Annotated in this window: 15 protein-coding genes; 6 read left to right on the top strand and 9 right to left on the bottom strand. The window is 64.5% G+C overall.

The genetic code is table 11. The features are described from left to right. Positions 1-38 precede the first annotated feature (38 nt). The 3 genes from CAURIM_RS11910 (at position 39) to CAURIM_RS11900 (ending at position 8504) form a co-directional block, all read left to right on the top strand. Positions 39-1898 (top strand): FadD32-like long-chain-fatty-acid--AMP ligase, encoded by a 1860-nt coding sequence (locus tag CAURIM_RS11910; RefSeq protein ID WP_201828989.1) that lies wholly within the window; start codon positions 39-41, stop codon positions 1896-1898. A gap of 217 nt (positions 1899-2115) precedes the next feature. After that, positions 2116-6960, top strand: a complete 4845-nt coding sequence (locus CAURIM_RS11905; protein ID WP_201828990.1) for a type I polyketide synthase — start codon at positions 2116-2118, stop codon at positions 6958-6960. Further along, positions 6957-8504 carry an acyl-CoA carboxylase subunit beta gene (locus tag CAURIM_RS11900; protein WP_284847604.1) on the top strand — a complete coding sequence of 516 codons (1548 nt, stop codon included), beginning with the start codon at positions 6957-6959 and terminating at the stop codon, positions 8502-8504. Before CAURIM_RS11905 ends, CAURIM_RS11900 begins: the two co-directional genes overlap by 4 nt. A 297-nt stretch (positions 8505-8801) precedes the next feature. On the opposite strand, the gene CAURIM_RS11895 is transcribed toward CAURIM_RS11900, so the two are convergent. The 6 genes from CAURIM_RS11895 to trmB all read right to left on the bottom strand — a co-directional run bounded on the left by CAURIM_RS11895 (position 8802) and on the right by trmB (position 15161). Beyond that, positions 8802-9707 carry an HNH endonuclease signature motif containing protein gene (locus CAURIM_RS11895; protein ID WP_236659369.1) on the bottom strand — a complete coding sequence of 302 codons (906 nt, stop codon included), beginning with the start codon at positions 9705-9707 and terminating at the stop codon, positions 8802-8804. A gap of 304 nt (positions 9708-10011) precedes the next feature. After that, a complete protein-coding gene (locus CAURIM_RS11890) occupies positions 10012-10359 on the bottom strand; it encodes a DUF3054 domain-containing protein (protein ID WP_070443304.1) in 348 nt (115 codons plus the stop codon). Further along, complete coding sequence (locus tag CAURIM_RS11885; RefSeq protein WP_070443306.1) at positions 10360-11370, bottom strand: lysylphosphatidylglycerol synthase transmembrane domain-containing protein; 1011 nt, start codon at positions 11368-11370, stop codon at positions 10360-10362. After that, the gene (locus CAURIM_RS11880) at positions 11367-13769 is read right to left on the bottom strand and encodes an MMPL family transporter (RefSeq protein ID WP_201828991.1); all 2403 of its coding nucleotides are present in this window, start codon (positions 13767-13769) and stop codon (positions 11367-11369) included. Before CAURIM_RS11880 ends, CAURIM_RS11885 begins: the two co-directional genes overlap by 4 nt. A gap of 7 nt (positions 13770-13776) precedes the next feature. Beyond that, on the bottom strand, positions 13777-14388 hold the full coding sequence (locus CAURIM_RS11875) for an NYN domain-containing protein (protein WP_201828992.1): 612 nt from the start codon (positions 14386-14388) through the stop codon (positions 13777-13779). Further along, positions 14388-15161: a tRNA (guanosine(46)-N7)-methyltransferase TrmB gene (gene trmB, locus CAURIM_RS11870; RefSeq protein WP_201828993.1), complete on the bottom strand. Its 774-nt coding sequence runs from the start codon at positions 15159-15161 to the stop codon at positions 14388-14390. The genes CAURIM_RS11875 and trmB overlap by 1 nt, the downstream gene beginning before the upstream one ends. A gap of 357 nt (positions 15162-15518) precedes the next feature. On the opposite strand from trmB, the gene CAURIM_RS11865 reads away from it, so the two are divergent. Further along, entirely contained in the window at positions 15519-17339 is a 1821-nt protein-coding gene (locus tag CAURIM_RS11865; protein ID WP_201828994.1) for a phosphoenolpyruvate carboxykinase (GTP), read from the top strand. A gap of 56 nt (positions 17340-17395) precedes the next feature. On the opposite strand, the gene CAURIM_RS11860 is transcribed toward CAURIM_RS11865, so the two are convergent. Next, positions 17396-18151, bottom strand: coding sequence for a class I SAM-dependent methyltransferase (locus CAURIM_RS11860; RefSeq protein ID WP_201828995.1), 756 nt, complete (start codon positions 18149-18151; stop codon positions 17396-17398). 24 nt (positions 18152-18175) lie between these two features. Between CAURIM_RS11860 and CAURIM_RS11855 the strand changes: the two genes are divergently transcribed. Beyond that, positions 18176-19267, top strand: coding sequence for a glycosyltransferase family 4 protein (locus CAURIM_RS11855; protein ID WP_201828996.1), 1092 nt, complete (start codon positions 18176-18178; stop codon positions 19265-19267). Here CAURIM_RS11855 and CAURIM_RS11850 read toward each other — a convergent pair. Both CAURIM_RS11850 and CAURIM_RS11845 read right to left on the bottom strand, forming a co-directional pair. Then, on the bottom strand, positions 19191-20684 hold the full coding sequence (locus CAURIM_RS11850) for an MmpA family trehalose lipid delivery protein (protein WP_236659370.1): 1494 nt from the start codon (positions 20682-20684) through the stop codon (positions 19191-19193). The two genes, CAURIM_RS11855 and CAURIM_RS11850, sit on opposite strands and share 77 nt — an antisense overlap. A 6-nt stretch (positions 20685-20690) precedes the next feature. Next, entirely contained in the window at positions 20691-21665 is a 975-nt protein-coding gene (locus tag CAURIM_RS11845; RefSeq protein WP_201828997.1) for a PorA family protein, read from the bottom strand. 53 nt (positions 21666-21718) lie between these two features. Between CAURIM_RS11845 and CAURIM_RS11840 the strand changes: the two genes are divergently transcribed. Beyond that, a complete protein-coding gene (locus CAURIM_RS11840; RefSeq protein ID WP_201828998.1) occupies positions 21719-22900 on the top strand; it encodes an acyltransferase family protein in 1182 nt (393 codons plus the stop codon). The last annotated feature ends 83 nt before the right edge of the window (positions 22901-22983 follow it).

The raw sequence follows: 22983 nt of genomic DNA, 5'->3' as shown, positions 1-22983 counted from the left end.
TGCGTGCCCCTCTCAACCCTACGAAGGAGCTTTCCCACATGGACCTGAAAGCCTTGATCGGCCAGTTCTTCGACGAGAAGGGCAACATTGCCCTGCCGCCTCACCTGACGTTGGCGGGGCTCGCTGAACACGTCTATGCCGCGGAGCAGCAGGCGGGAATCCCGGATCGCCCGGTCATGCGCCAGTGGGTCTATACCGATAACCCGGAGGGCACCCCGCGCGATATCACCCGCTCCCAGGTCAATACCCGCATCAAGGCGGTAGCAGCACGCCTGCAGCAGGTAGGCAAGATGGGGGATCGTGTGGCGATCCTGGCGGGCAACTCTCCCGAGTACATCTTCGGTTTCCTCGGCGCGATGTACGCGGGCATGACGCCGCTTCCGCTCTACGATCCGAACGAGCCCGGCCACACCGATCACCTGCGGGCAGTCTTCGGCGATGCCAACCCGTCGATCGTGCTGACCAACAACATTTCAGCTGCGGCTAACCGAGCTTATTTCGCGGACCGCCCGGCGTCTGAGCGCCCGCGCATCATCTCCATCGACTCCCTGCCGGATTCCTTGGCGCAGAGCTGGGTGAACCCGCTGGAGACCGAGGAGGGCAAGGTGGCCCTGGCCGCGCTGCAGACCGCGCCGGTGGACCACCCGGCCTTCCTGCAGTACACCTCCGGCTCCACCCGCACCCCAGCGGGTGTGCTGCTGACCAATCGCAACATCATGACCAATGTGTTGCAGATCTTCACCGCGGTGCAGATCAAGATGCCGGCGCGCGTGGTGTCCTGGCTACCGATGCACCACGATATGGGCATCATCCTGGCAACCTTCGTGACCATCCTGGGCTTCAACTTGGAAATCATGACGCCGCGGGACTTCGTACAGCAGCCCAAGCGCTGGATTGACCAGCTCAAGCGCCAGCCCATCGATGAGCAGCTGCAGGGAACCTATGCCGTGGTTCCCAACTTCGCCCTCGAGCTCGCCGCGCGCTACGGCGCCCCGGCGGAAGGTGAGACGCTGGACTTCAGCAACGTCGATGGCATCGTGATCGGCTCGGAGCCGGTCACGGAGTCCGCGGTGAATTCCTTCTGGGAGACCTTCGGCAAGGAAGAGTACGGCTTGCGCCGCGATGCCCTGCGCCCCTCCTATGGCATGGCGGAGGCTTCGCTGATTGTGACCACCCCGCAGACATTGGAGCGCCCGATTATTTCCCACTTCGACCGCGAGCGTTTGGCCGACGGCGAGGCGGTCATCGTGGAGAAGTCCGCGGACTCCGTGGCTTATGCCTCCTGTGGTCAGAGCGTCGTAGCTCAGCACCTGACCATCGTGGACCCAGAGACCAAGGCCGAGTTGCCGGATGGCCGAGTGGGCGAAATCTGGCTCCACGGTGATAACCGCGCGGCCGGTTACCTGGACCGCGCGGAGGAAACCACCTCGACCTTCCACAACACGCTGGGGGAGCGCCTGAAAGAGGGCTCCCGCGTGCCGAACGCGCCGGAGGATAACAACTGGTTGGCCACCGGTGACCTGGCGGCAATCGTGGATAACCAGCTCTACATCACCGGTCGCCTCAAGGACCTCATCGTGGTGGCTGGTCGCAACCACTACCCGCAGGACATCGAAGGCACCGTGCAGGAGGCCTCGGGCCACGTGCGTGCGGATTCCATCGCGGCCTTCTCCGTGGAGGGTGGTAGCACCGAGGAACTCGTGCTGCTCATTGAGCGCGCCGACGGTGCCAACCCAACCGATGATGCCGCCGCGTCCGAAGCCATCCGCTCCGCAGTCTCCGCGCACCACGGCGTGACGCCGGCCGTCATCCAGTGGTTCAACGCTAATGAGATCAAGCGCACCTCCTCGGGCAAGATTGCCCGCCGCGTGGCGAAGAAGAGCTACCTCGCTTCCTAGGCCTTCCGAAACCACGCCTTTTCAACCCCCGTTTCCGCGCAACCGCGGAGCGGGGGTTGTCGCTGCCTGTGGGTATGTCGGTTATGAAACCCAAGTTAACAAAGTGGGATAATTGTCCGATAACCCCTATATACGCATCGATGTGCGCGCTTTTGTGCTGCGCAAAATCGACCGCACATTTAGTTAGTTTTAGTCCGCGTAAGAAAGCTAGAGATTTATGACCGTTGAAGAGCTTCGTGGCTGGCTGCGCACCTGGGTTGCGCAGACCACCGGCCTATCAGCTGAGGAAATCACGGACACCAAACCGTTGGAGAATTTCGGGCTGTCCTCGCGTGACGCAGTCGTCCTCTCCGGCGAGTTAGAAAACCTCCTCGGGATTAAGCTCGAGCCCACCGTGGCCTACGAGTACCCCACCATTGCGCAGCTGGCCGAGCGCCTTGTCAACGGCGCGGCCGGCACCTCGGCAGAAAGCGCGCCGCGTGAGGCTTCGCCGCGTTCTGCTTCCCTCGCGGGCGGGGATATCGCCGTCATCGGCTATGCCGGCCGTTTCCCGGGAGCCAAGAACGTCGACGAGTTCTGGACCATGCTCGTCGAGGGCCGCGCGGGCACCGGCCCGTTGCCCGTCGGGCGCTGGTCGGAGTACTCCTCCGACCCAATTACCAGCGAGAAGATGGAGCAGCAAAACACCGACGGCGGCTACATCGAGGACATCGCCTCCTTCGACGCCGAGTTCTTTGGCCTTTCCCCGCTGGAGGCAGCCAACATGGACCCGCAGCAGCGCATTCTCCTAGAGGTGGCGTGGGAAGCTCTCGAGGATGCCGGGGTGCCCGCCAACCAGCTGCGCGGCACCGCCACCGGTGTCTACATGGGCTCCACCAACAATGACTACGGCATGCTGATTACCGCCGACCCGGCGGAGATGCACCCTTATGCCATGACGGGTACGTCCTCAGCGATCGTGGCTAACCGCCTTTCCTACGCCTTCGATTTGCGCGGCCCTTCCCTCAACGTGGATACCGCGTGCTCGGCTTCCCTCGTCGCGGTCAACCAGGCGGTGAAGGATCTGCGCGTGGGTGCGGCCGATACGGCCCTCGCCGGCGGCGTGAACATCCTGGCCTCGCCGCACGCCTCCATCGGCTTTAGTGAGCTGGGGGTTACCTCCCCCACCAGCGCCATCCACGCCTTTTCCGATGATGCCGATGGCATCGTCCGCGCGGATGCGGCGGGCGTGCTCGTGCTCAAGCGCTTGGAGGACGCCGAGCGCGACGGCGACACCATACACGCCGTCATCAAGGGCTCCGCGGTCAACTCTGACGGCCACTCCAACGGCCTGACCGCCCCCAACCCAGACGCGCAGGTCGACGTCCTCGAGCGCGCCTACGCCGACGCCGGCATCCGCCCGCAGGACGTGGACTACGTCGAGGCCCACGGCACCGGCACCATTCTCGGTGACCCCATTGAAGCCACCGCGCTCGGCCGCGTGTTGGGCCCGGGCCGCCAGGCCGCCAACCCGACCCTGCTGGGCTCCGCCAAGACCAACATCGGCCACTCCGAGTCCGCCGCTGGCGTCGTGGGCCTCATCAAGGTCATCGAAGGCATGCGCCACGGCGTCATCCCACCAAACATCAATTACGTGGGCCCCAACCGCTATATCGATTTTGACGCCGAGCACCTCGAAGTGGTCGAGGATCCACGCGAGTGGCCTGAATACTCCGGCCAGAAAATCGCCGGTGTTTCCGGCTTTGGTTTCGGCGGCACCAATGCGCACGTCGTCCTTACGGATTACCGCGGGCTGACCCACCAGGATGCCCCGCAGGTCGCCATCGGCGAGGGCCAGCCAGTAGCCCTGCCGGTCTCCGGTTTGCTGCCATCCCGCCGCGCCGCGGCAGCGGCTCACCTGGCGGACTACATCGAAGCGGAGAACCCGAACCTGCTCTCCCTGGCCCGCACCCTCGCGCGCCGCAACCATGGGCGTTCGCGTGCGGTAGTAACGGCGTCGTCAAGCGAGGAAGCTGTCAAGCGCCTGCGTCAGGTCTCCGAGGGGACCGTCTCCGTCGGGATCGCCGCGGCGGATTCCCCGACGGTGCACGGACCTGTCTTCATGTACTCCGGTTTCGGCTCCCAGCATCGCAAGATGGCCAAGGACATGATTGAGGTCTCGTCGCTGTTCGCCGAGCGCTTGGAGGAGCTCGATGCCATCGTGCAGCGCGAATCCGGCTGGTCCATCCTGGAGCTGGTGCACGACGACGCCCAGACCTACAACACCGAAACCGCGCAGGTGGCCATCACCGCCATTCAGATTGCGCTGACGGACCTGCTCGCCACCTTCGGGGTGCACCCAGCTGGCGTTATCGGCATGTCCATGGGGGAAATCGGCGCGGCCTACGCTGCGGGCGGAATCACGGCGGCCGACGCCATGCTCATCGCCTGCCACCGCGCGCGCCTCATGGGCGAGGGCGAGGCTTCGCTGCCGGAGGACCAGCAGGGTGCCATGGCCGTCGTCGAGCTTTCCGCCGAGGAGATTGACGCCCTGCCGGGTTCCATCGAGCCTGCCGTGTACACCGGCCCGGGCATGACCACCGTGGGCGGCCCGCGTGAGGAGGTCCTCGCGCTGGTGGAGCGCCTCGAGGGCGAGGGCAAGTTCGCCCGCGCGCTCAATGTCAAGGGTGCTGGCCACACCTCCGCCGTTGACCCGCTCCTGGGTGAGCTCTATGCAGAAATCGCTGGCATCGAGACCCGCCCGCTGCACACGACGCTCTTCTCCTCCGTGGACCGCGGCAAGGTCTACCGCCCCGGTGCGGTGCTGCACGATGAGGACTACTGGATCCGCATGACCCGCAAGCCCGTCTACCTGCAGGAGGCGGCGGAAGCGGCGTTCGCGGCCGGCCACATGCAGATCGTGGAGATTTCCCCGAACCCGATTGCGCTGATGGGCCTGATGTCCACCGCTTTTGCCGCGGGCAAGGCGGATGCGCAGCTGCTCTACAGCCTGAAGCGCAAGGTGGAGCCCACCGAGTCACTTCTGGACCTGCTGGGCAAGCTCTACGTTGCTGGAACGCCGGTGGATTACACTAAGGTCTTTGGCTCCGGCGCGCTTGTCGACGCCCCCCATACCCACTTCCGCCGCCAACGTTTTTGGACCAATGCTCGTCCGTCTTCTGGTGTGTCCGGTCTGCCGGGTGCGCGCGTGAGCTTGCCGGAGGGCGCGGTGGCTTTCTCCACGAACGCCGACCAGGCGCCGAGCGCGCTGGCCATCCTGGAGGCTGCCGCCGAGGCCGTGACCCCGGGCGCCCATATCGCGGCGAGCGAGGAGCACCTCGACCTGCCCGCGAAGGGCGAGGTCACCACGATTGTCCGCCGCACGCTGGGTGGACTGTCGCTGGCGGTGCACTACGTGGACGGAGCAAGCACCAAGCTTGTTGCGGAGGGCTTTGCCTCGACTCTCAACCTTGCCGAACCCGCTGCGGCCCCGGAGCCGAGCCTGCCGCAGGCTGTGACCGCGCCGCAGTTCGCGGACCCCGACGTGGGCGCCGATGCCGTGCGCTGGGACCCGGCGACGGAGAGCGTGGAGGAGCGCTTGGCACTCATCGTGTCGGAGTCCATGGGCTACGACGTCTCCGATCTCCCGCGCGAGCTGCCGCTCATTGACCTGGGCCTGGATTCGCTCATGGGCATGCGCATCAAGAACCGCGTGGAGAATGACTTCCAGATTCCGCCGCTGCAGGTGCAGGCGCTTCGCGACGCCTCCCTCGCCGACGTCATCACCATGGTTGAAGAGGCCGTGTCCGAGCAGCCCGGTTCTGCCGCACAGGCACCGGCCGACGCGGCTGCTGAAGCTGGAACCGCGAGTACTGACGCACCTTCCGCGCTCACCGAGGCTGACCGCACCGGCGCGAACGACACCACCGTGAGCGCGAAGGGCGGCGCAGATAAGCCGAACGGCGAAAGCGGTGGCATGGACGAGAACCGCGAAGGCGTAGGCGTCGCACCGCGCGATGCCTCCGAGCGCATGGTCTTTGGTACCTGGGCCACCTTCACGGGCAAGGCCGCGGCCGGCGTGACCTCTGCGCTGCCGCAGGTCAGCGATGAGGTCGCCGCAAAGATTGCCGAGCGCCTCACCGAGCGCGCCGGCATCGAGGTCACCGCACAGCAGGTCCAGGAAGCCGAAGCCCTGGAGAATTTGGCAGACCTGGTCCGCGAGGGCCTGGAGACCGAGGTCGAAGGCAATATCCGCGTGCTGCGCGAGGCCGATGGCCCGGCCGTCTTCATGTTCCACCCGGCCGGCGGCACCACCGTGGTCTACCAGCCGCTGACCCGCCGCTTGCCTGCCGACGTCGCCGTCTACGGCGTGGAGCGCATCGAGGGCAGCCTGGAGGATCGCGCCGCCGCCTATATCGAGGACATCCTGCACTACGCGCGCGGGCGCAAGGTCGTGCTCGGCGGCTGGTCCTTCGGCGGAGCGCTAGCCTACGAGGTGGCCTACCAGCTGCAGGAGCGTCAAGCTCGCGGCGAGGATACTGCTGAGGTTGCCTTTATCGCTCTGCTGGATACCACCCAGCCGGCTAACCCAGCGCCGAAGACACTGGAGGAAACCAAGGCCCGCTGGGGGCGCTACGCCGCCTTCGCCAAGAAGACCTATGGCCTCGACTTCGAGCCGCCCTACGAGATGCTGGAGACCGTGGGCGAGGATGCACTCATGGCCATGCTCGCGGAATTCCTTAGCTCCACCGACGCCTCTGAGCACGGCCTGTCCGCCGGCGTGCTAGAGCACCAGCGCGCATCCTTCGTGGATAACCAGATTCTGGGCTCGCTGGATATGGGACGGTGGGCGTCGGTAAGCGCGCCCGTCATCCTCTTCCGCTCCGAGCGCATGCATGACGGCGCCATCGAGCTCGAGCCTGCCTATGCGGAGATTAACCCGGACGGTGGCTGGGGCGTTATCGTGAAGGATCTGGAGATTGTGCAGCTGCCGGGCGACCACCTGGCGGTTCCCGACGAGCCCGCAATCGGTATCGTGGGCAAGCACATGGAGGAATGGATCGAGGAGAAGATTCGGAAGTGACTAGCACCGCTGACAAGCTAGCGGACCTACGCGAGCGCCTCGAACGCGCCCAGGATCCCGGCAGTGAACGCTCCCGGGCGCGCCGCGACGAGGCTGGGCGTTCGACTCCGCGCCAACGCATCGCCGCGCTTCTCGACGAAGGCTCCTTCGTCGAAACCGGCGCCCTGGGCAAGACCCCCGGTGACCCGGATGCGATTTACTCCGACGGCGTGGTCACTGGTCACGGCCGCATCAATGGCCGCCCGGTGTGTATCTACGCGCACGATAAGACCGTGTATGGCGGTTCCGTGGGCGTGACCTTTGGTAAGAAGGTCACCGACATCATGGATTTGGCCATCAAGATTGGCTGCCCGGTTATCGGTATCCAGGATTCCGGTGGTGCGCGCATCCAGGACGCGGTGACGTCTCTGGCCATGTACTCCGAGATTGCCCGCCGCCAGCTGCCGCTATCTGGCCGTAGCCCGCAGATTTCCATCATGATGGGTAAGTCCGCTGGTGGTGCGGTGTATGCGCCGGTGACCACGGACTTCATCATCGCCGTCGATGGTGAGGCGGAAATGTACGTGACGGGCCCGAACGTGATCAAGGAGGTCACGGGCGAGGAAATTTCCTCCCACGACTTGGGCTCCGCGCGCCAGCAGGAGCTCAACGGCAACGTGTCTGTCGTGGTGCCCTCGGAGGATGAGGCCTTCGACCTAGTTCGTGACTTGCTGGATCATTTGCCTCTGACCTGCTTCGACGAATCCCCGGTCTTCGATGCGCCTTCTGATGAGGAGGTAGCCCAGGACACCGAGCTGGATTCCTTCATGCCGGATGATACGAACGCCGGCTACGACATGATGGACCTGCTCACGCAGCTTGGCGACGATGACGATCTCATCGAAATTCAGGAAAACTACGCCCCCAACGTCATCACTGCCTTTGGTCGCATTGATGGCAAGGCCGTGGGTTTTGTGGCCAATAACCCGATGCATTCAGCGGGTTGTATCGATGCGGATGCCGCCGATAAGGGCGCGCGCTTTATCCGTATTTGCGATGCCTACAACATCCCGCTGGTCTTTGTGGTGGATACGCCGGGTTACCTGCCGGGCGTGGACCAAGAGAAGGCGGGCTTGATTCACCGCGGCGCGAAGTTTGCGTTTGCCGTGGTGGAGGCCACCGTGCCGAAGGTCTCGCTCATCGTGCGCAAGGCTTATGGCGGCGCGTATGCCGTGATGGGCTCGAAGAACCTGACCGGTGATATCAACCTGGCGTGGCCGACGGCCCAGATTGCCGTGATGGGCTCGGCCGCCGCCGTGGTCATGATTGCGGGCAAGCAGCTCGAGGCCGCCGAGACCCCAGAGCAACGCGCGATGACGAAGAAGATGTTCATGGACTTCTACGACGAGACCATGACCGCACCCTATGTCGCCGCGGAGCGCGGATACCTCGATGGCATGATTAAGCCCTCCGAGTCGCGCTTGGCCCTGCGCCGCGCGCTGCGCCAGCTTGCCGATAAGCAAGAGAAGGACCTGCCCAAGAAGCACACCATCTCCCCGCTCTAGCGTCCTGGGGGTTAACTGCCTCGTGTTAGCTGCTCCCGGGATGCATGCTCACTGGGCGACCTAAGCCTCCGCCGCGCGCCCCAGGCACGGGGCGTAACGTTTGGGACCGTTTCGTACGATAGGCATAAAGTCTAGGAATTCAATCAAAGGAGAACCCCAATGCTTTCTAGCGCCCTTGACCTCGGTGGCGACATCATCAATCTCGTCATCATGCTGCTCAACCAGGCTGGCGTGAACGTTGGCGCCCTGAGCTCGAAGTAAGCCAGCGCTTCTAGCCCCTCCTTGTGGAGGGGCTTTTTAATCCCAGACCGGGCTGGGGATGGGGATTGGTGGAGCGCCGTCGGGAGGCAGCCATGCCATACGGCCCTCAACTCGGTCGATGCGCCCGCGATATGTGGGTCGGGCGGGGTCATCGTCATTGATGGCGTTGTGATATTTACATAGCGGCACGAGGTTGTCGAGGTTGGTCGGTCCGCCATCCTGCCAGCGCCTTATATGGTGCATCTGGCACTCCGCGGCTGGTCGTGTGCAGCCGAGCCAGGCGCACGTCGGATGCTCTGCACTGAGCAAAAGTCGCTGTTTATCGTTGGCAAAACGGCTCCCGTAATACAGATTCACCGGCCCCTCGACCGGGTGGAAGAGCGAGACAAAGCCTCGCTCGGCAAACTGCGTGCGGAGAAATTCAGCGCCGGTCATGGTGCCGCCGTCAGTTGCTTGCAGAATAATATCGTCGCCCTCACCGCGCACAATCTTGTCCAGCTGCTCTAGTCGCACAATCACGTGCGCATGCAAGGCTGGCTTCGGTGCGCCGCCGCCGGAAAAGACTTCGTGGACGGCCTTCAGCAGGTCGTCGGAGGTGGCCTTAAGTGTGCCCACCAGATTGGCAATCGCGCGCGGACGGTCCGTGATGATGAGTTTGTGCATGCCTCCCGCACTGCGTCGCACGCGGACGCCGGGGCTAGGCTCGGGTTTAAGTTCCGAGAGTCTTAGCTTCGCCACGCGCGCAATCTCGCCCTCGGGGGTCGAGCACAATTCCACTCGCAGATCCCAAGCTTGGCGTGAGTTTTTGACGCGTGCCACATGACGCTCAATCTGCAGCAGCGTATCCAGCGCATGGTCCGTCTCCCGCGCACGGCGCTGCTTGGCAGTGAAAGCAGTCTGGCCAAAATAAACGCGGTGAAGTCCTTCGAGCTGCCGCGCCATGCGTGGCGTCGCCCCCCAGCGCGAGCATCTCCTCGCGCGTGTGGCCTGCGCACAAGGACACGACGTGCATGCCGCGAGCGAGTGCCCCGAGTAAGTCCCCCAACTTCATGGCTCACACCCTAAACCGGCCTGAAGTGCCCCGCAACCGGAGCGCTAAACACCCAGTTCAAACGCCCAACCGTAAGGCGTGAATGCGCCACTTCGACCGGAAAGTAGTCGTGACGCGTTGGACTCCAGCGGATGCTCAAAATGAAAGCAGGTCCCCGGAGTCGTGTAGGGCGAATTGGCAGTTGAAGCACAAACCTTAGGCGCGGGAGCGGGACGCAAAGGCCGCGATGGCTCGCCAGCCAAAGAAGAATAGCGCGGACATCACGGTGGCCACGATGAGGAAGGACCAGTGCGGCAGGCGCCCGTTGACCAGCATCCACAAAGCCATGCCGCCGATGACGGCGCTCAGCCACACGACGGCGCCCTCCTTCCACAGGCCGCTTAACTTCGTGGCCATGATGATGACCCAGCCCACGAGCGCGCCCACGGTCCACGGCCAGAAGGCATCAACCCAGGAGCTAAAACTCAGGCCACCATGCGCCAGGCGGGCGAGGATGGCGAAGAGTACGAGAGCGAGGACGTCGATAAGCGGGGCAACGCGCATTTAGGATTCCTTCCGGTTCAACGCCGCGTAAGAAAAGCCATCGCGGGCGTAGTGGGCGAAGTAGATGACCCATCCAATGATAGTGATGAGCGCAAAGGAAATAAGCCGGTAGATGATGGCCGCAGAGGTGGCGTGCACCACGGTCAGGCCTGTCGCCACCAGAGGGGTGATGAGCGCGGCCTCCACCGTGCCCACACCACCCGGGGTGACCTGCGCGGACCCAGCCAGCTTCGCAGCCAGGAAGGCCAGGGCCACACCGGCTAGTGTGGTGTCGTCAGCACCGGCGCGCAGCCACGGGATCTCCCCGGTTACCGCCCACACGGAAGCCCATAGCGCGGCCATATCGGCCAGGCGGTGAACCAGCGACGCCCCGGCAACTACAACAAAGGGGCCGCGCGAAAGGTGGACCTCGCCCAGGTTGCGGACTTCTTGGATCGCGCGGTCCCGCTTCGGGCCGGGCCGCAGCTTGCGCAGCCAGCGCTCAAGGGTCACCGGGTGCGAGGTCAGCCAGAAGATGCCGCCGAGTGCCGCGAGCATGAGGGCGATGGTCGTGATCAGCGAACCCAAAGCCATATCTGCGTTGAGGAAAAACACCCCGCCCAGGCCAATGAGCGCGAGGAACATCGAGCTAATGATCGAGGACAAAAACAGGAAGTAGCTGCACAGCGCCACCGACGCGCCCCAGCGGCGCTGCACCTGGAAGGTGAGCAAAGCCGAAAAGGCAGGGCCCGCAGGCAGAGTCGTGGACCAGGCATTGGAGGCCAGCGTGATGGCGTAGGTCTCGCGCAGCGGCACCTCAACGCCGCCGGCACCGATGAGCCGCTTCATTACCTCCGCCATACCCGCGATGGACAGCAGCGCGAAGAACACCACCAGCACGACGGGGAAAGGTTCGGCGTGGCGCAGGCGGCGCAATCCCTCGGAGATGAAGTCCAGCTGGTCGCGGAAGAACCACGCCAGCGCGGCCAGAATCAGCAGGGAGATTATCCAGGTCAGCCAGTTCTTCTTCATCGACCATCCGTGGAATTGAGGCGCTTGACCAGCTCAGAGAAGGGGATGAGCTCCTCGTCAGTATCGGCACTGCGGTTCCCGCGTACGGCGGCTTCGTTCGCGGCGCTTGCCGACGCCCCCTCCACCTCGACCTGTTCAGCCGGAGTCACGGGGGAGTAGTGCGGTTCTGCCTGCTCGGTGGACCCAGTCGAAGAACGCGGATCGTCCCGCTCGCTAGTAACGGCGGGGGACGGCGCAGCCTGTTCAGTCGGTGTGGCCTCTTCGTTGTTCAGTACTGGGGCGGTGGGCGCCGGCTCGGCAGCCGGGGAGTTCTCGCCGCCGAGGCGATGGGTCAGGCGGGTGAGGAAGCGCGGGGCCCACCAGTTGTCCTCGCGTAGAAGGTGCATGACGGCGGGGACGAGGAGCATGCGGACGATGGTGGCGTCGATAAGCAGTGCAAAAATCATGCCGAAGGCGATGTATTTCATCATGACGATGTCGGAGAAGCCAAAGGCTCCCGCGACCACAATCATGATGAGCGCGGCCGCCGTGATGATGCCGCCGGTGTGCGCGGTACCCGCCGCGATGGCCTCGTCCGTGGAAGCGCCCCGGCGGCGGGCTTCTACCATGCGCGAGACCAGGAAGACCTCGTAGTCCGTGGACAAGCCAAAGACGATGGCGATGATGAGTACCAGAATCGGGCTCATGAGCGGGCCGGCGGTGAAGTTGAGCAGGCCGGAGCCGAGGCCATCGACGAACATGAGCGTCAGGATGCCCAGCGTGGCACCCAGGGAGAGCAGCGTCATGATGATGGCCTTCAGCGGCAGGATGAAGGAGCCGAAGACCAGCGCCATGAGGAGGAAGGTGGCCAGCACCACGTAGAGGGCCATCCAAGGGAGGGTCTCAAAGAGCGCGTCGAGGGACTCGACCTCCATGGCCGGGGTGCCGCCAACATAAAGCTCCACGCCTTCTGGTGCCTCGATGCTTTCGAGCTCGTGGACGATGCGCGCGTAGTCCTCGCGGTCTTGGATGCCGGCGCCGAGGACGGTGGTGCCGTCGACGGTCGCGGTCTTCGGGCCCATCGGCTCGGTAAGGCCCTGGATGGAGCGGGCTTGCATGACGACGTCGACAAGCTGCTCATTGGTCGCGTTCTTCACCACGAGCTTGACCGGCTCGGTGCGGAAGGAGGGAAATTGCTCGTTGAACTGGTCCTGCGCTACGCGCGCGTCCTGGTTGGGCGGCAGGTAGGTCTCATTGATGCCGCCGAATTTCACGCCCAGCACCGGCAAGGTCAGCGCGATGAGCAGCGCGCAGATGGCGGTGGTCATCACACCCGCGCGGCCCATGGCCCAGCGCGGCATCCGGTACCACCACGTGTCCTCGATGCGGCGCCCGCGCCGCGAGGTCTTGCGCACGGTCCACTTATCGATGTTGGGGCCCAGCATGCCAAATAGCGATGGCAGCACCGTCACCGACAGCAGAGCGGCCAGGCCGACGGCGGAGATGGAGCCGTAGGCCACGGATTTGAGGAAGGCCTGCGGGAAGAGGAAAAGCCCGGAGAGGGATACGGCCACCATGGCGGCGGAGAAGACCACGGTTTGGCCGGCAGTAGCGGTGGTGATCGCCACGGCCTCCTTGGTATCGCGTCCCTTGTCCAGCTCCTCACGGAAGCGGGAGACCATGAACAGGCCATAGTCGATGGCCAGGCCCAGTCCCAGCAGCGTGACGACGGCCTGCGCGAACACGTTGACCTGCTGGAAGCCAGCCAGGATGGAAAGAATGCCTAGTGAGCCCAGGATGGACAGCCCGCCCACGACGAGCGGCATGAACGCCGCCACGACGGAGCCGAAGACCACGAGGAGCAGCAGGCCGACGAGCGGCAGGGCGGCCTTCTCCGCGCGGGAGATGTCCTCGGCCATGCCCTCATCCAGCGCGTCGGCCACGGCGGTGGCACCCGCTACCTGCACAGGGACGTCGGCAGCGTGCAACGAATCCTCGATGGCGCGGAAGTCCTTGAGGGTCTGCTCGCCGTCGCCCTTCAGGCCGATGGCGGCGAAGGCCGTGGAGTGGTCCTGCGTGATGAGGTTCGGGTTGCGCTTATCAAAGTAGCTGGTGACAGAGTCAATCTGTTCCGGATGCTGAGCCTTGAGGTCATCCAGAAAGGCCTTGGCCTCGGTGGCGTGGGCATCGGGATCGTCGAAAAGCAGGATGACGTCGCCGGAATTATCGCGGCCGAAGGTCTCCAGCTCGATCTGTGCCGCGCTTGTCGACGCCGCCCCCGGGTCCTCCCAGCCCTCCTGACTCATGCGCTCTTCGAGGCGGGTGCCGAAGCCGAAGAAGAGGCCAAGGATGAGACCCACGATGATGAGCGGGATGACCTTGCGGTGGGCATAGGAAAAACGGCCCCAGGAATAAAACATGCGGCTCCTAACTGTGCTCGGGCGCGCGTTCCGGAAGCAGCGCGGACAGCGGGCGGAAAGGCTGCAGCCAGGCGCCATCTGGAGGCAGATTATCTAGGTTAACGCGCGGCAGCGGCTCGCGGAAGACGCCCTCGATGTCTTCGAGGTCGACGAATTCGATGTCGGGGTGGGTCAGCGCCCAGGAGGCGTGCTCATGGAAACCGAGCACGCAGGTGGGCAGACCGGAAGCAGAGAGCTGCTCCAGCAGGTGCTGGAAGTTCTGGCCATCAGCCGAGGCCACGATGACGCCGGAGAGGTTCTCGCGGTTGGCCTTGATGTATTCGACCATGTCGGGGTCGACATCATCGTCGTCGTGAAGCTTTGGCTTGGCGAAGACGGCGAAGCCGACGTTGCGGATAGCCTCGACCCAGGGGCGGATGACGTCGGCGCCGCCGGGAGTGACGTTGGTGAAGACGGCGGCTTCGGGGGTGGCGTCGTTGTCAAAGGCCAGCTCCACCAGCCAGCGGCCGATGGCATCAAAACGCGGGCGGTAGGCGGCGGTGGGGCGCCCGCCGAGGATGGCGCCGAGCCCCATATCCATGTTGGGCGCATCCCACACCAGAAGGTAGGTGCCGGCCATTACTTCTTCTCCCAGAGGTACTCGGTGATGACGTGTTCCTTATCCAGGCCCTTGCCCTCAAACTTGGTGATGACCTGGCGGTCCGTCAGGATGGGGCATTCCGGCCAGGGCCAGCCCTTGTAATCGAGGGAGGGCTCGACCTCTACGAGCTCGTCGATCCACTCGGCGTAGCCGGCGTGGTCGGTGGCCACATGAAGCACGCCGCCCTTCTTTAAGCGGGAGGCAAACAGGTTGAGCGTGCCGGATTGGATGATGCGGCGCTTGTGGTGGCGGGCCTTGGGCCACGGATCCGGGAAGAAGATACGGATGCCGTCGAGGGACTCGGGCGCGAACATGCGCATGAGAACCTCAATGCCATCGCCGCGGACCATGCGGATGTTCTCAATATCGTTGCGGACAATGGAGCCCAGCAGCTTGGCTAGGCCTGGCTTGTAAAGCTCGACGGCAACAATGTTGGTGTCCTTTTCCAACGGGGCCATCGCAGCAGTGGAGGTTCCGGTGCCGGAGCCGATTTCCACGATGGTCCTGGCGCCCTCGCGGTTGAACCAGGCGGGGATGTCGAGGGGTTCGTCGGCAAGCAGGCGTCCCAACTGAGGCCAGTGCTCCTCGAAGAGGGCATTCTGGTTGTCGGTGAGGGTGCCGCGACGGAAGGTCACGTTGCCGAGGCGTGGGTAGTCCAAATCATTGTTGAACTCGGCGTTGAAATCCGTCTGGAGGCCGCGGCCATGAGGCATCTGCGCGGCGGGATTCTGGGAGGAGTCTGCACTATTCATCAGTTGACATTGTTCCCTTAAGCAGGGGTGAGGGGCAACGTGCCGCGCCGTGGAGGGTGGAGGGTGCCTAGGCGGAGACAGATCAGGGCTCCGCGGGGGTAATAGGACGGGCGTACTGGATGAGTGATGCTTAGAAACAGAGCCCCCGTATGGGGGCGATTGGGGGCGGTGGGTGCCATATTTCACACTTCGCTGTCCTCGACATAGTCGGCATGAGCTGGGTGGATATAACCGGGGTGGCGGGCATTACACGTTCTGTTATCACCAGTATCCGTACTCTGGTTGGTGAAACGTCGATAGGGGAAACCTTCGGCGATATAAAGCACCCTGGCCACACCGACCACAGGAGAATGTGAGATGACCGCAACTATTAAGGGCCTTGTAGGTGAACTGCCCACGAAGAACGAGAAGCTTATTTCGTGGATCAGTGAGAGCGTCGAGCTCTTCCAGCCGGAAGAGGTCGTCTTCGTAGATGGCTCTCAGGAGGAGGCTGACCGTCTCGCCGCTGAGCTCGTGGAGAAGGGCACCCTGATTAAGCTCAACGAGGAGAAGCGCCCGAACTCCTACCTGGCGCGCTCGAACCCGTCGGATGTCGCGCGCGTGGAGTCCCGCACCTTCATCTGCACTGAGACTGAGGAGGACGCAGGCCCGACCAATAACTGGGCCCCGCCGGCAGCCATGAAGGAAGAGATGACCGAGGCCTTCCGCGGTTCCATGAAGGGCCGCACCATGTACGTGGTGCCTTTCTGCATGGGCCCCATCAGCGACCCGGACCCCAAGCTCGGCGTGCAGCTTACTGATTCCGCTTATGTTGTGCTCTCCATGCGCATCATGACCCGCATGGGTCAGCAGGCTCTGGATAAGATTGGTGAGAACGGCGATTTTGTCCACGCCCTGCACTCCGTTGGTGCTCCGCTGGAGCCGGGCCAAGAGGATGTCGCGTGGCCGTGCAATGACAAGAAGTACATCACGCAGTTCCCGGCAACCAAGGAAATTTGGTCCTACGGCTCCGGCTACGGCGGAAACGCCATCCTGGCTAAGAAGTGCTACGCGCTGCGCATCGCTTCCGTTATGGCGAAGGAAGAGGGCTGGATGGCAGAGCACATGCTCATCCTCAAGCTCACCAACCCGGAGGGCAAGAAGTACCACATCGCGGCCGCCTTCCCGTCTGCCTGCGGTAAGACCAACCTGGCCATGATCACCCCGACCATCCCGGGCTGGAAGGCTGAGGTCGTGGGCGATGACATCGCCTGGATGAAGCTGCGCGAGGACGGCCTGTACGCCGTCAACCCGGAGAACGGCTTCTTCGGTGTGGCGCCGGGCACCAACTACGACTCCAACCCGATTGCCATGAAGACGATGGAGCCGGGCAACACCCTGTTCACCAACGTCGCGCTGACCGACGACGGCGATGTCTGGTGGGAGGAAATGGGCGAGGCCCCGGAGCACCTCATCGATTGGCACGGCAACGATTGGACCCCGGCTTCCACCACCAAGGCGGCGCACCCGAACTCCCGCTACTGCGTGCCGATCACGCAGTGCCCGTCTGCCGCTCCGGAGTTTGATGACTGGAAGGGCGTCAAGATTGACGCCATCCTCTTCGGCGGCCGCCGCGCAGATACCGTTCCGCTGGTGACCCAGGCCTTCGACTGGAACCACGGCACCATGATCGGCGCCCTGCTCTCCTCTGGCCAGACCGCTGCCGCTGAGGGCAAGGTCGGCGCCCTGCGCCACGACCCGATGGCCATGCTGCCCTTCATGGGCTACAACGCCGGTGACTACCTGCAGCACTGGATCGATATGGGTGAAAAGGGCGGCGACCGCATGCCGGCCATCTTCCTGGTGAACTGGTTCCGCCGCGGTGAGGACCGCCGCTTCCTGTGGCCGGGCTTCGGCGAGAACTCCCGCGTTCTCAAGTGGATTGTGGACCGCATCGAGGGCAACGTCGACGCTGTTGAGACCGTCGTGGGCCACACCGCTCGCCCGGAGGATATCGACCTCACCGGCCTGGACTTCGACATCGAAGACGTCCGCGAGGCACTTGCCGTGAACCCGGCCGATTGGGCTGGCGACATGGAAGACAACAAGGAGTACCTGACCTTCCTGGGCTCCCGCGTTCCGTCTGAGGTGTGGGACCAGTTCAAGGCGCTCAAGCAGCGTGTTGAGTCTGCCAGCTAGTTTTGGCATCTAAAGAATGCTCCCCTGCGGGGGAGCATTCGGCGTTTTACGGGGGATTAAGCGCGTAGGACGAGGACCAGGTTGGAGGTGAGGAACTCGCGAAGCACCGGCACCTTGGTCACCCACCAGGCCCAGGCAGGGTGGTAGCGCGGAAAGGCTGCGAGGAGCTGCGAGCCTTGCGACGTCACGCCCCGCGCCCAGTCCAGACCTTCGCGTGCGGAAAGCGCGAAGAGCGAGGTGCCGAAGACGTTCTTCGGCGGGTGGCCGTGGCGGCGGATATAGCGGTCGCGGGCGAACTCGCCGCCCACGTAGTGCTCCCACAGGCCGGTCTCGTGCCCGCCGAAAGGTCCCAGCCACACCGTGTAGCTCAAGACCACCAGACCGCCGGGTTTGGTCACGCGCAGCATCTCCTCGCCCATGGCCCACGGGTGCGGGATGTGCTCGGCCACGTTGGAGGAATACGTGATGTCGAAAGTGTTATCCGCAAAAGGCAGGCACGTGCCATCGCCGCGCACTGCTTGGGCCACTGAGATGCCGGCGGCGGCTATCTCACCCACGTCCGGCTCCAGCCCCACATAACTGGCACCGCGCTGGGCAAAGGCGGAAGCGAAATAACCGGGGCCGCCCCCGACGTCGAGCACGCGCGCGCCGGTGAGGGACAAAGAATGATCGCGGGAGAGGGCGTCGACAAGCGCGGCGGTGTCCTCAGCCAGACCGCCATAAAAGATCGCGGGTGCTGTCTGCTCGAAGCGGAAGGAGCGCAGCAGCCGCCAGGAGCGGCGCAGGGTGGCCAAGGCGCGGGTGCGTTTCATAACCCACTAGGCTAAAGCATCGTCATGAAAATCCTTCTTTTATGTTGGCGCGATTCCACCCACCCGCAGGGTGGCGGTTCCGAGCGCTACCTTGAGCGCGTCGGCGAGTACCTCGCTGCCCAAGGCCACGAGGTGGTCTTCCGCACCGCGCGCCACATGAACGCCGCCAAGCGCGAGCGCCGCAACGGCGTGCTCTATTCGCGCGCTGGGGCCAAGTTCAGCGTGTACCCGCGCGCGTTGGTGGCGATGTTGTTCGGGCGCCGCGCTTTGCGCGGCGCTGACGTGGTGGTGGATACCCACAACGGCATTCCCTTCTTCGCGCGCCTGGCCACCCGGGCTCCCGTGGTGATCCTGACGCACCACTGCCACCGCGAGCAGTGGCCGGTGGCCGGGCCCGTCCTGGCGCGGCTGGGCTGGTTCCTGGAATCTCGCGTGGTCCCCGCGCTGTATCGCGAGAACACGTGGGTGACGGTCTCGGAAGCCTCGAAGCGCGATTTAGAGAAACTGGGGATTCACGGTGCGCGCATCATTGAGAACGGCCTTGATCCCCTGCCGCAGCACGTGCCCACCTTGGAGCGTGAGGCCGATATCCACCTGGTGACACTGTCGCGCCTAGTTCCGCACAAGCAGATCGAGCACGCCATGGACACCGTGGCGCGGATTCCGGGGGCGATTCTCGACGTCATCGGTTCCGGCTGGTGGGAATCCCAGCTGCGCGAGTACGCCCGGGCCCACGGGGTGGAAGACCGCGTGCGCTTCCGCGGTCAGGTCACTGAGGACTATAAACATGCGCTCCTCGCGCGCGCCGACGTGCACCTTATGCCCTCCCGCAAAGAAGGCTGGGGTTTGGCAGTCATGGAGGCGGCCCAACATGGGGTTCCCACGGTAGGTTATGCCTTCGGCCTGCAAGACAGCGTTATCGCCGGTGAGACTGGTGTGCTGGTGCAGCGCGAGGAGGAGTTCGCGCAGGCGGTGCGCACGCTTGTCGACGACCCCTCCCTCCGCCACCGTTTAGGCAACGCGGCGCGCGAGTTGGCGGCTACTTTTTCGTGGGAGAAAACCGGCGCGCGCTTCGAAGAGTTGCTAGAAGCGGAAGTGCGCACCAAGCGGCGCTAAGAACCCACGGGGCGGGTGTCGGTTGGGCGTTCGTGGTGACAACGATGCGGCCATCATCGACGACTGCGCCCACGCCGAGTTCCTCCAGCCGGTTGAGGTCGCGGTTGGTCCAGGCCCCGGCGGCCGCGAGGTAGCGCGGCGATGGCTCATCCACTGTCACACCGTCGACGGTGAGCTCGCCGGAGTCGAGCTTGTTCGCGGCCTTGGAGTAGGGGTCGAGGGCGATGCCGCCGTCGACTACGACCATGGCGGGGCGGTCGGCGAAGAAGGTCAGGCGGCCATCGAGCTCTTCGATGAGCTGGCGGTCGATGCCCGTCTCACGTGGCTTCAGCACGGCGAGCTCCCGCGGGGCATCGGGGGCTTGGAGTAGACAAGCGCACAGGGCGAGCGCGGCCGGAAGCTGGCACAGAGACGCGATGCCCGCCACGGCCAGCGGCAGGGCGAGCAGGGTGAGCTTGGAGGAATCGCGCAACAGGCCCGCGCCGGGAATGTGTTCTACGGCGAAGGCAGTAAGCCCGGGTGCTAGCGCGCCGAGGATAGCCAGGCCCATCCCAACCACCGCCAGGGTCGCTAGCGGGCGCAGCTCGCGCCGGGACAGGCGGGCAGCGCCCAAGACGGCGAGGGCGGCAACAGCAAGCCCCGCCACGGCGAAGCCATGTTCGCGGGACGCCGGCACCGCGGCGGCGTTCCAGATGCCACCGAAACCGAGCAGTGAGCCGACCATTCCCGCATAGGCCTCTGCGCGCGGGGCAAAGGCCGCGGCCTGGGCGGCGGGGTCGCCGTGGACCATGGACACGCCGGCCGCGAGGCTTGGAACCAACCACGGCAACCACAACAAGACTGAGCCGCCCGCGAAGAGCCACTTTCTTCGCCCTTCGCGCTCACAGGCAACCCCGATGAGGCCCCCGAAGAGCCCGCCGGTGGGCGTCAAGGACGCGGCCCACAGCGCCAGCCACGCCACGCGCGGGTGGCAGTTTAAGCACCCCCACGCGATCACGGGCGCCAGCCAGGCCGCGACCGCCAGCGACCACTGGCCCTGCAAGAGGCGCTCGATGACGAAAGGATTGGCCACCGCGCACGCCATCGCCGCAGCTGCTGCCCACGGGCTGAATTGTGGGCGCTGGCACGCCCATAGACCCGCCACCCACGCCGAAGCACTCGCCGCGCCGAGGATAAAAACCCTGGCCAGCCACGCCCCGCCGACCATCGCCAGCACCCCGTCCTGCGGAGCATTGCGTGCGGGCAGATCGCCGGCGCCGAAGGCAGAGGCGGTCAACGCCGGGTGCTCAAGCAGCACCATGTCACGCCACAGGAACTCGCCGGGCAGCACAAAGGGCCAGCACACGGCGATCACGAGTACTAAACCCCATGCGCCGAGGGCGGCGCGCATCGCAAGGGAGGCCCGGGACGTAGTCACGGGTGCCTATGCGCTCTGCGCCGAATGACGGCGCATAAACATCGCGGCCGCCACCGCCAACAACGCCACGCCGATGGCCTTGCCCAACCAGCCCACGAGGCTCAAGATCTTGACCGTGTCGATGACCCCGCGAACCGAGTCGAGGCGTTCGGTGCGGGTGGAGTCGGACCAGGAGAGGGGGACGTCGAGAAGCGCGCGTTCTTGTGTGTCATCGGCGTCGACCATGGCCTGGGCCTGGCGCACGTCGGTGGCCCAGAAGATGCGCGGGTGTTCCTCCTCGTTGACGATGGTGCCGGTCGTGGGCTCAACCCACACCGTGCGGCTCACCGCGTAGAAAGGCTCGAGGATGACGTGCGAATTCGGCTTGAGGTTGTAGCGCTCCAGGGACTCCGCGGAGTAAAAATCGCCCGCGGGGCCGGAGCGGTGGGCGTCGAAGGCGAAGACCTCCCCGAGCGAGACCGGCGCGACATCCTGGTGAAAGACGTAGGTGGGGATGCTGTCGAGTTTTTCATCGCGCAGGAAGTCGATGGGCTCCGTGTCCTGTGTCAGCGGATCGAAGAAAGGATAGGAGCGCTGCTCCGCGCCGGAAGGGAAGAAATAGCTGATGCCGTCGCGCTCCACTCGGTCTTCCACCTGCACGTCGAAGGCGGGCAGCTCGATGTGCTGAGTCGTATTCGGCCCCGCCACCGGGTAGGCGGATTCGCGGTTGAGCTGGGATTCCTCGGTGATGTGCGCGATGGTCTCGCCGTTTAAGGTGAGGTCAGTGGTGGACTGCGCGCGGGCCACGGAATCCTTCATCGCGGGGGCGGTGGTGGTGTGGCGGGTAAACGTGACTCCGTCGTGCTCCGCGTGGATCTCTAGGTTGAGGTCCCTGGGCAGGGGGCGGGACTGGTTGTTATACAGCGGCGGAAGGATGGACCCGAGTAGGAGGAACACCGCGGCGGCAATCGTCACCTGCGCTAGGCGGGAGCGAAGGAACACGTCAGCTCCGATCGGTCGAGGGATTCACTGCAGAAATAGTATCGTAGTGGGCCATGCGCTTTCTCCCTGAGCTCGAAGGCGTGCGTGCGCTGGCCGCGCTGGCGGTCGTGATCACGCACGTGTCCTTCCAGACGGCCACCGGCTGGGCCTGGGCTGAGCGCTTGGATTACGGGGTAGCGGTCTTCTTCGTGCTCAGCGGATTCTTGCTGTGGCGCCGGCGGCATGCGCACACGGCGGGGCAGTATCTTCTTTCCCGCGTGGCGCGTTTGGCACCGCTGTATGTCGTGTGCGTGGTGGCGGTACTCGCCTTGCTTCCCGACGCCTCCCCCCTAACCCTCCCGCAAGTCATCACTAACGTGACGGGCACGCAGCTCTATATTGCTGACGGCCTGGTTCCTGGGTTAACGCAATTGTGGTCGCTGTGCGTGGAGTTCGCTTTCTACGCGGTGTTGCCGTTGTTGGCGTGGGGGTTGGATAGGTTTTCTGCGCGTTTAAGGGTTGTGCTTCTTGCGGTTGCTGGCGTACTGAGTTTGTTCTGGGGCTTCCTGCCATTCGTAGCCGGTTATGAATCCGGGGATGTCAATACTCAGATTTGGCCGCCGGCGTATTTCTCGTGGTTCGCGGTGGGGATGCTGGCCGCGGAGGCGGAGGCCGCGCGGGTACGCCTGCGCGCCGGGCGGATTGTGCGTCCGGTCTGCTGGGTGGTGGCCGTGGGCTGCGTGTGGCTGGCGAGCCGCGAGTGGTTCGGACCGCAGGGGTTGGTGCATCCTGAGCCTGGCGAGTTTGCGCGCCGCATCGCGGTGGGTGCTGTGTGCGGGGCCTGCATCGTGGTGCCGGTAGCGCTGTCGCCGCGGGAAAGCTGGCTGGCCTCCGAGTGGATGCGGGCGCTGGGCCGCTGGTCTTATGGGGTTTTCATGTGGCATGTGGCGGTGCTGGCCATTGCCTTCCCGCTGTTGGGTGTGTCTGCCTTCTCCGGCTCAGTGTGGGATTTCGTGGTGGTGCTGGCTTTTACGGTGGTGGTCAGCTGTGTGCTGTCTGCCGCGACCTACGCGCTAGTCGAGGTCCCCGGCCGCGACCTCATCCGCTCTCTCGCCTTTACTCGCGGCCGCATCGCCGTCCCGCGTTCCCTGCCGCGCCGCGCCGCCGATTCTGCGAGCGCTTCCGGTTCCGGATCCCCTGCCAACGTCGCTGGTTCTACTAGTTCTACTGGTTCTACCGGTTCGGTGGGGCCGTAGACTGCACGTCACACATGGCATTTTCCAGAAGGCATTAGTCAAACGGTTTACTTGACCCCAAACAAACCTTTTGCTCCTTCACA

Source organism: Corynebacterium aurimucosum, from assembly GCF_030408555.1.
In the GTDB taxonomy this organism is placed as follows: domain Bacteria; phylum Actinomycetota; class Actinomycetes; order Mycobacteriales; family Mycobacteriaceae; genus Corynebacterium; species Corynebacterium aurimucosum.
Note: the sequence above shows the minus strand (reverse complement) of the source record. Positions and strands in the feature narration are given on the sequence as shown.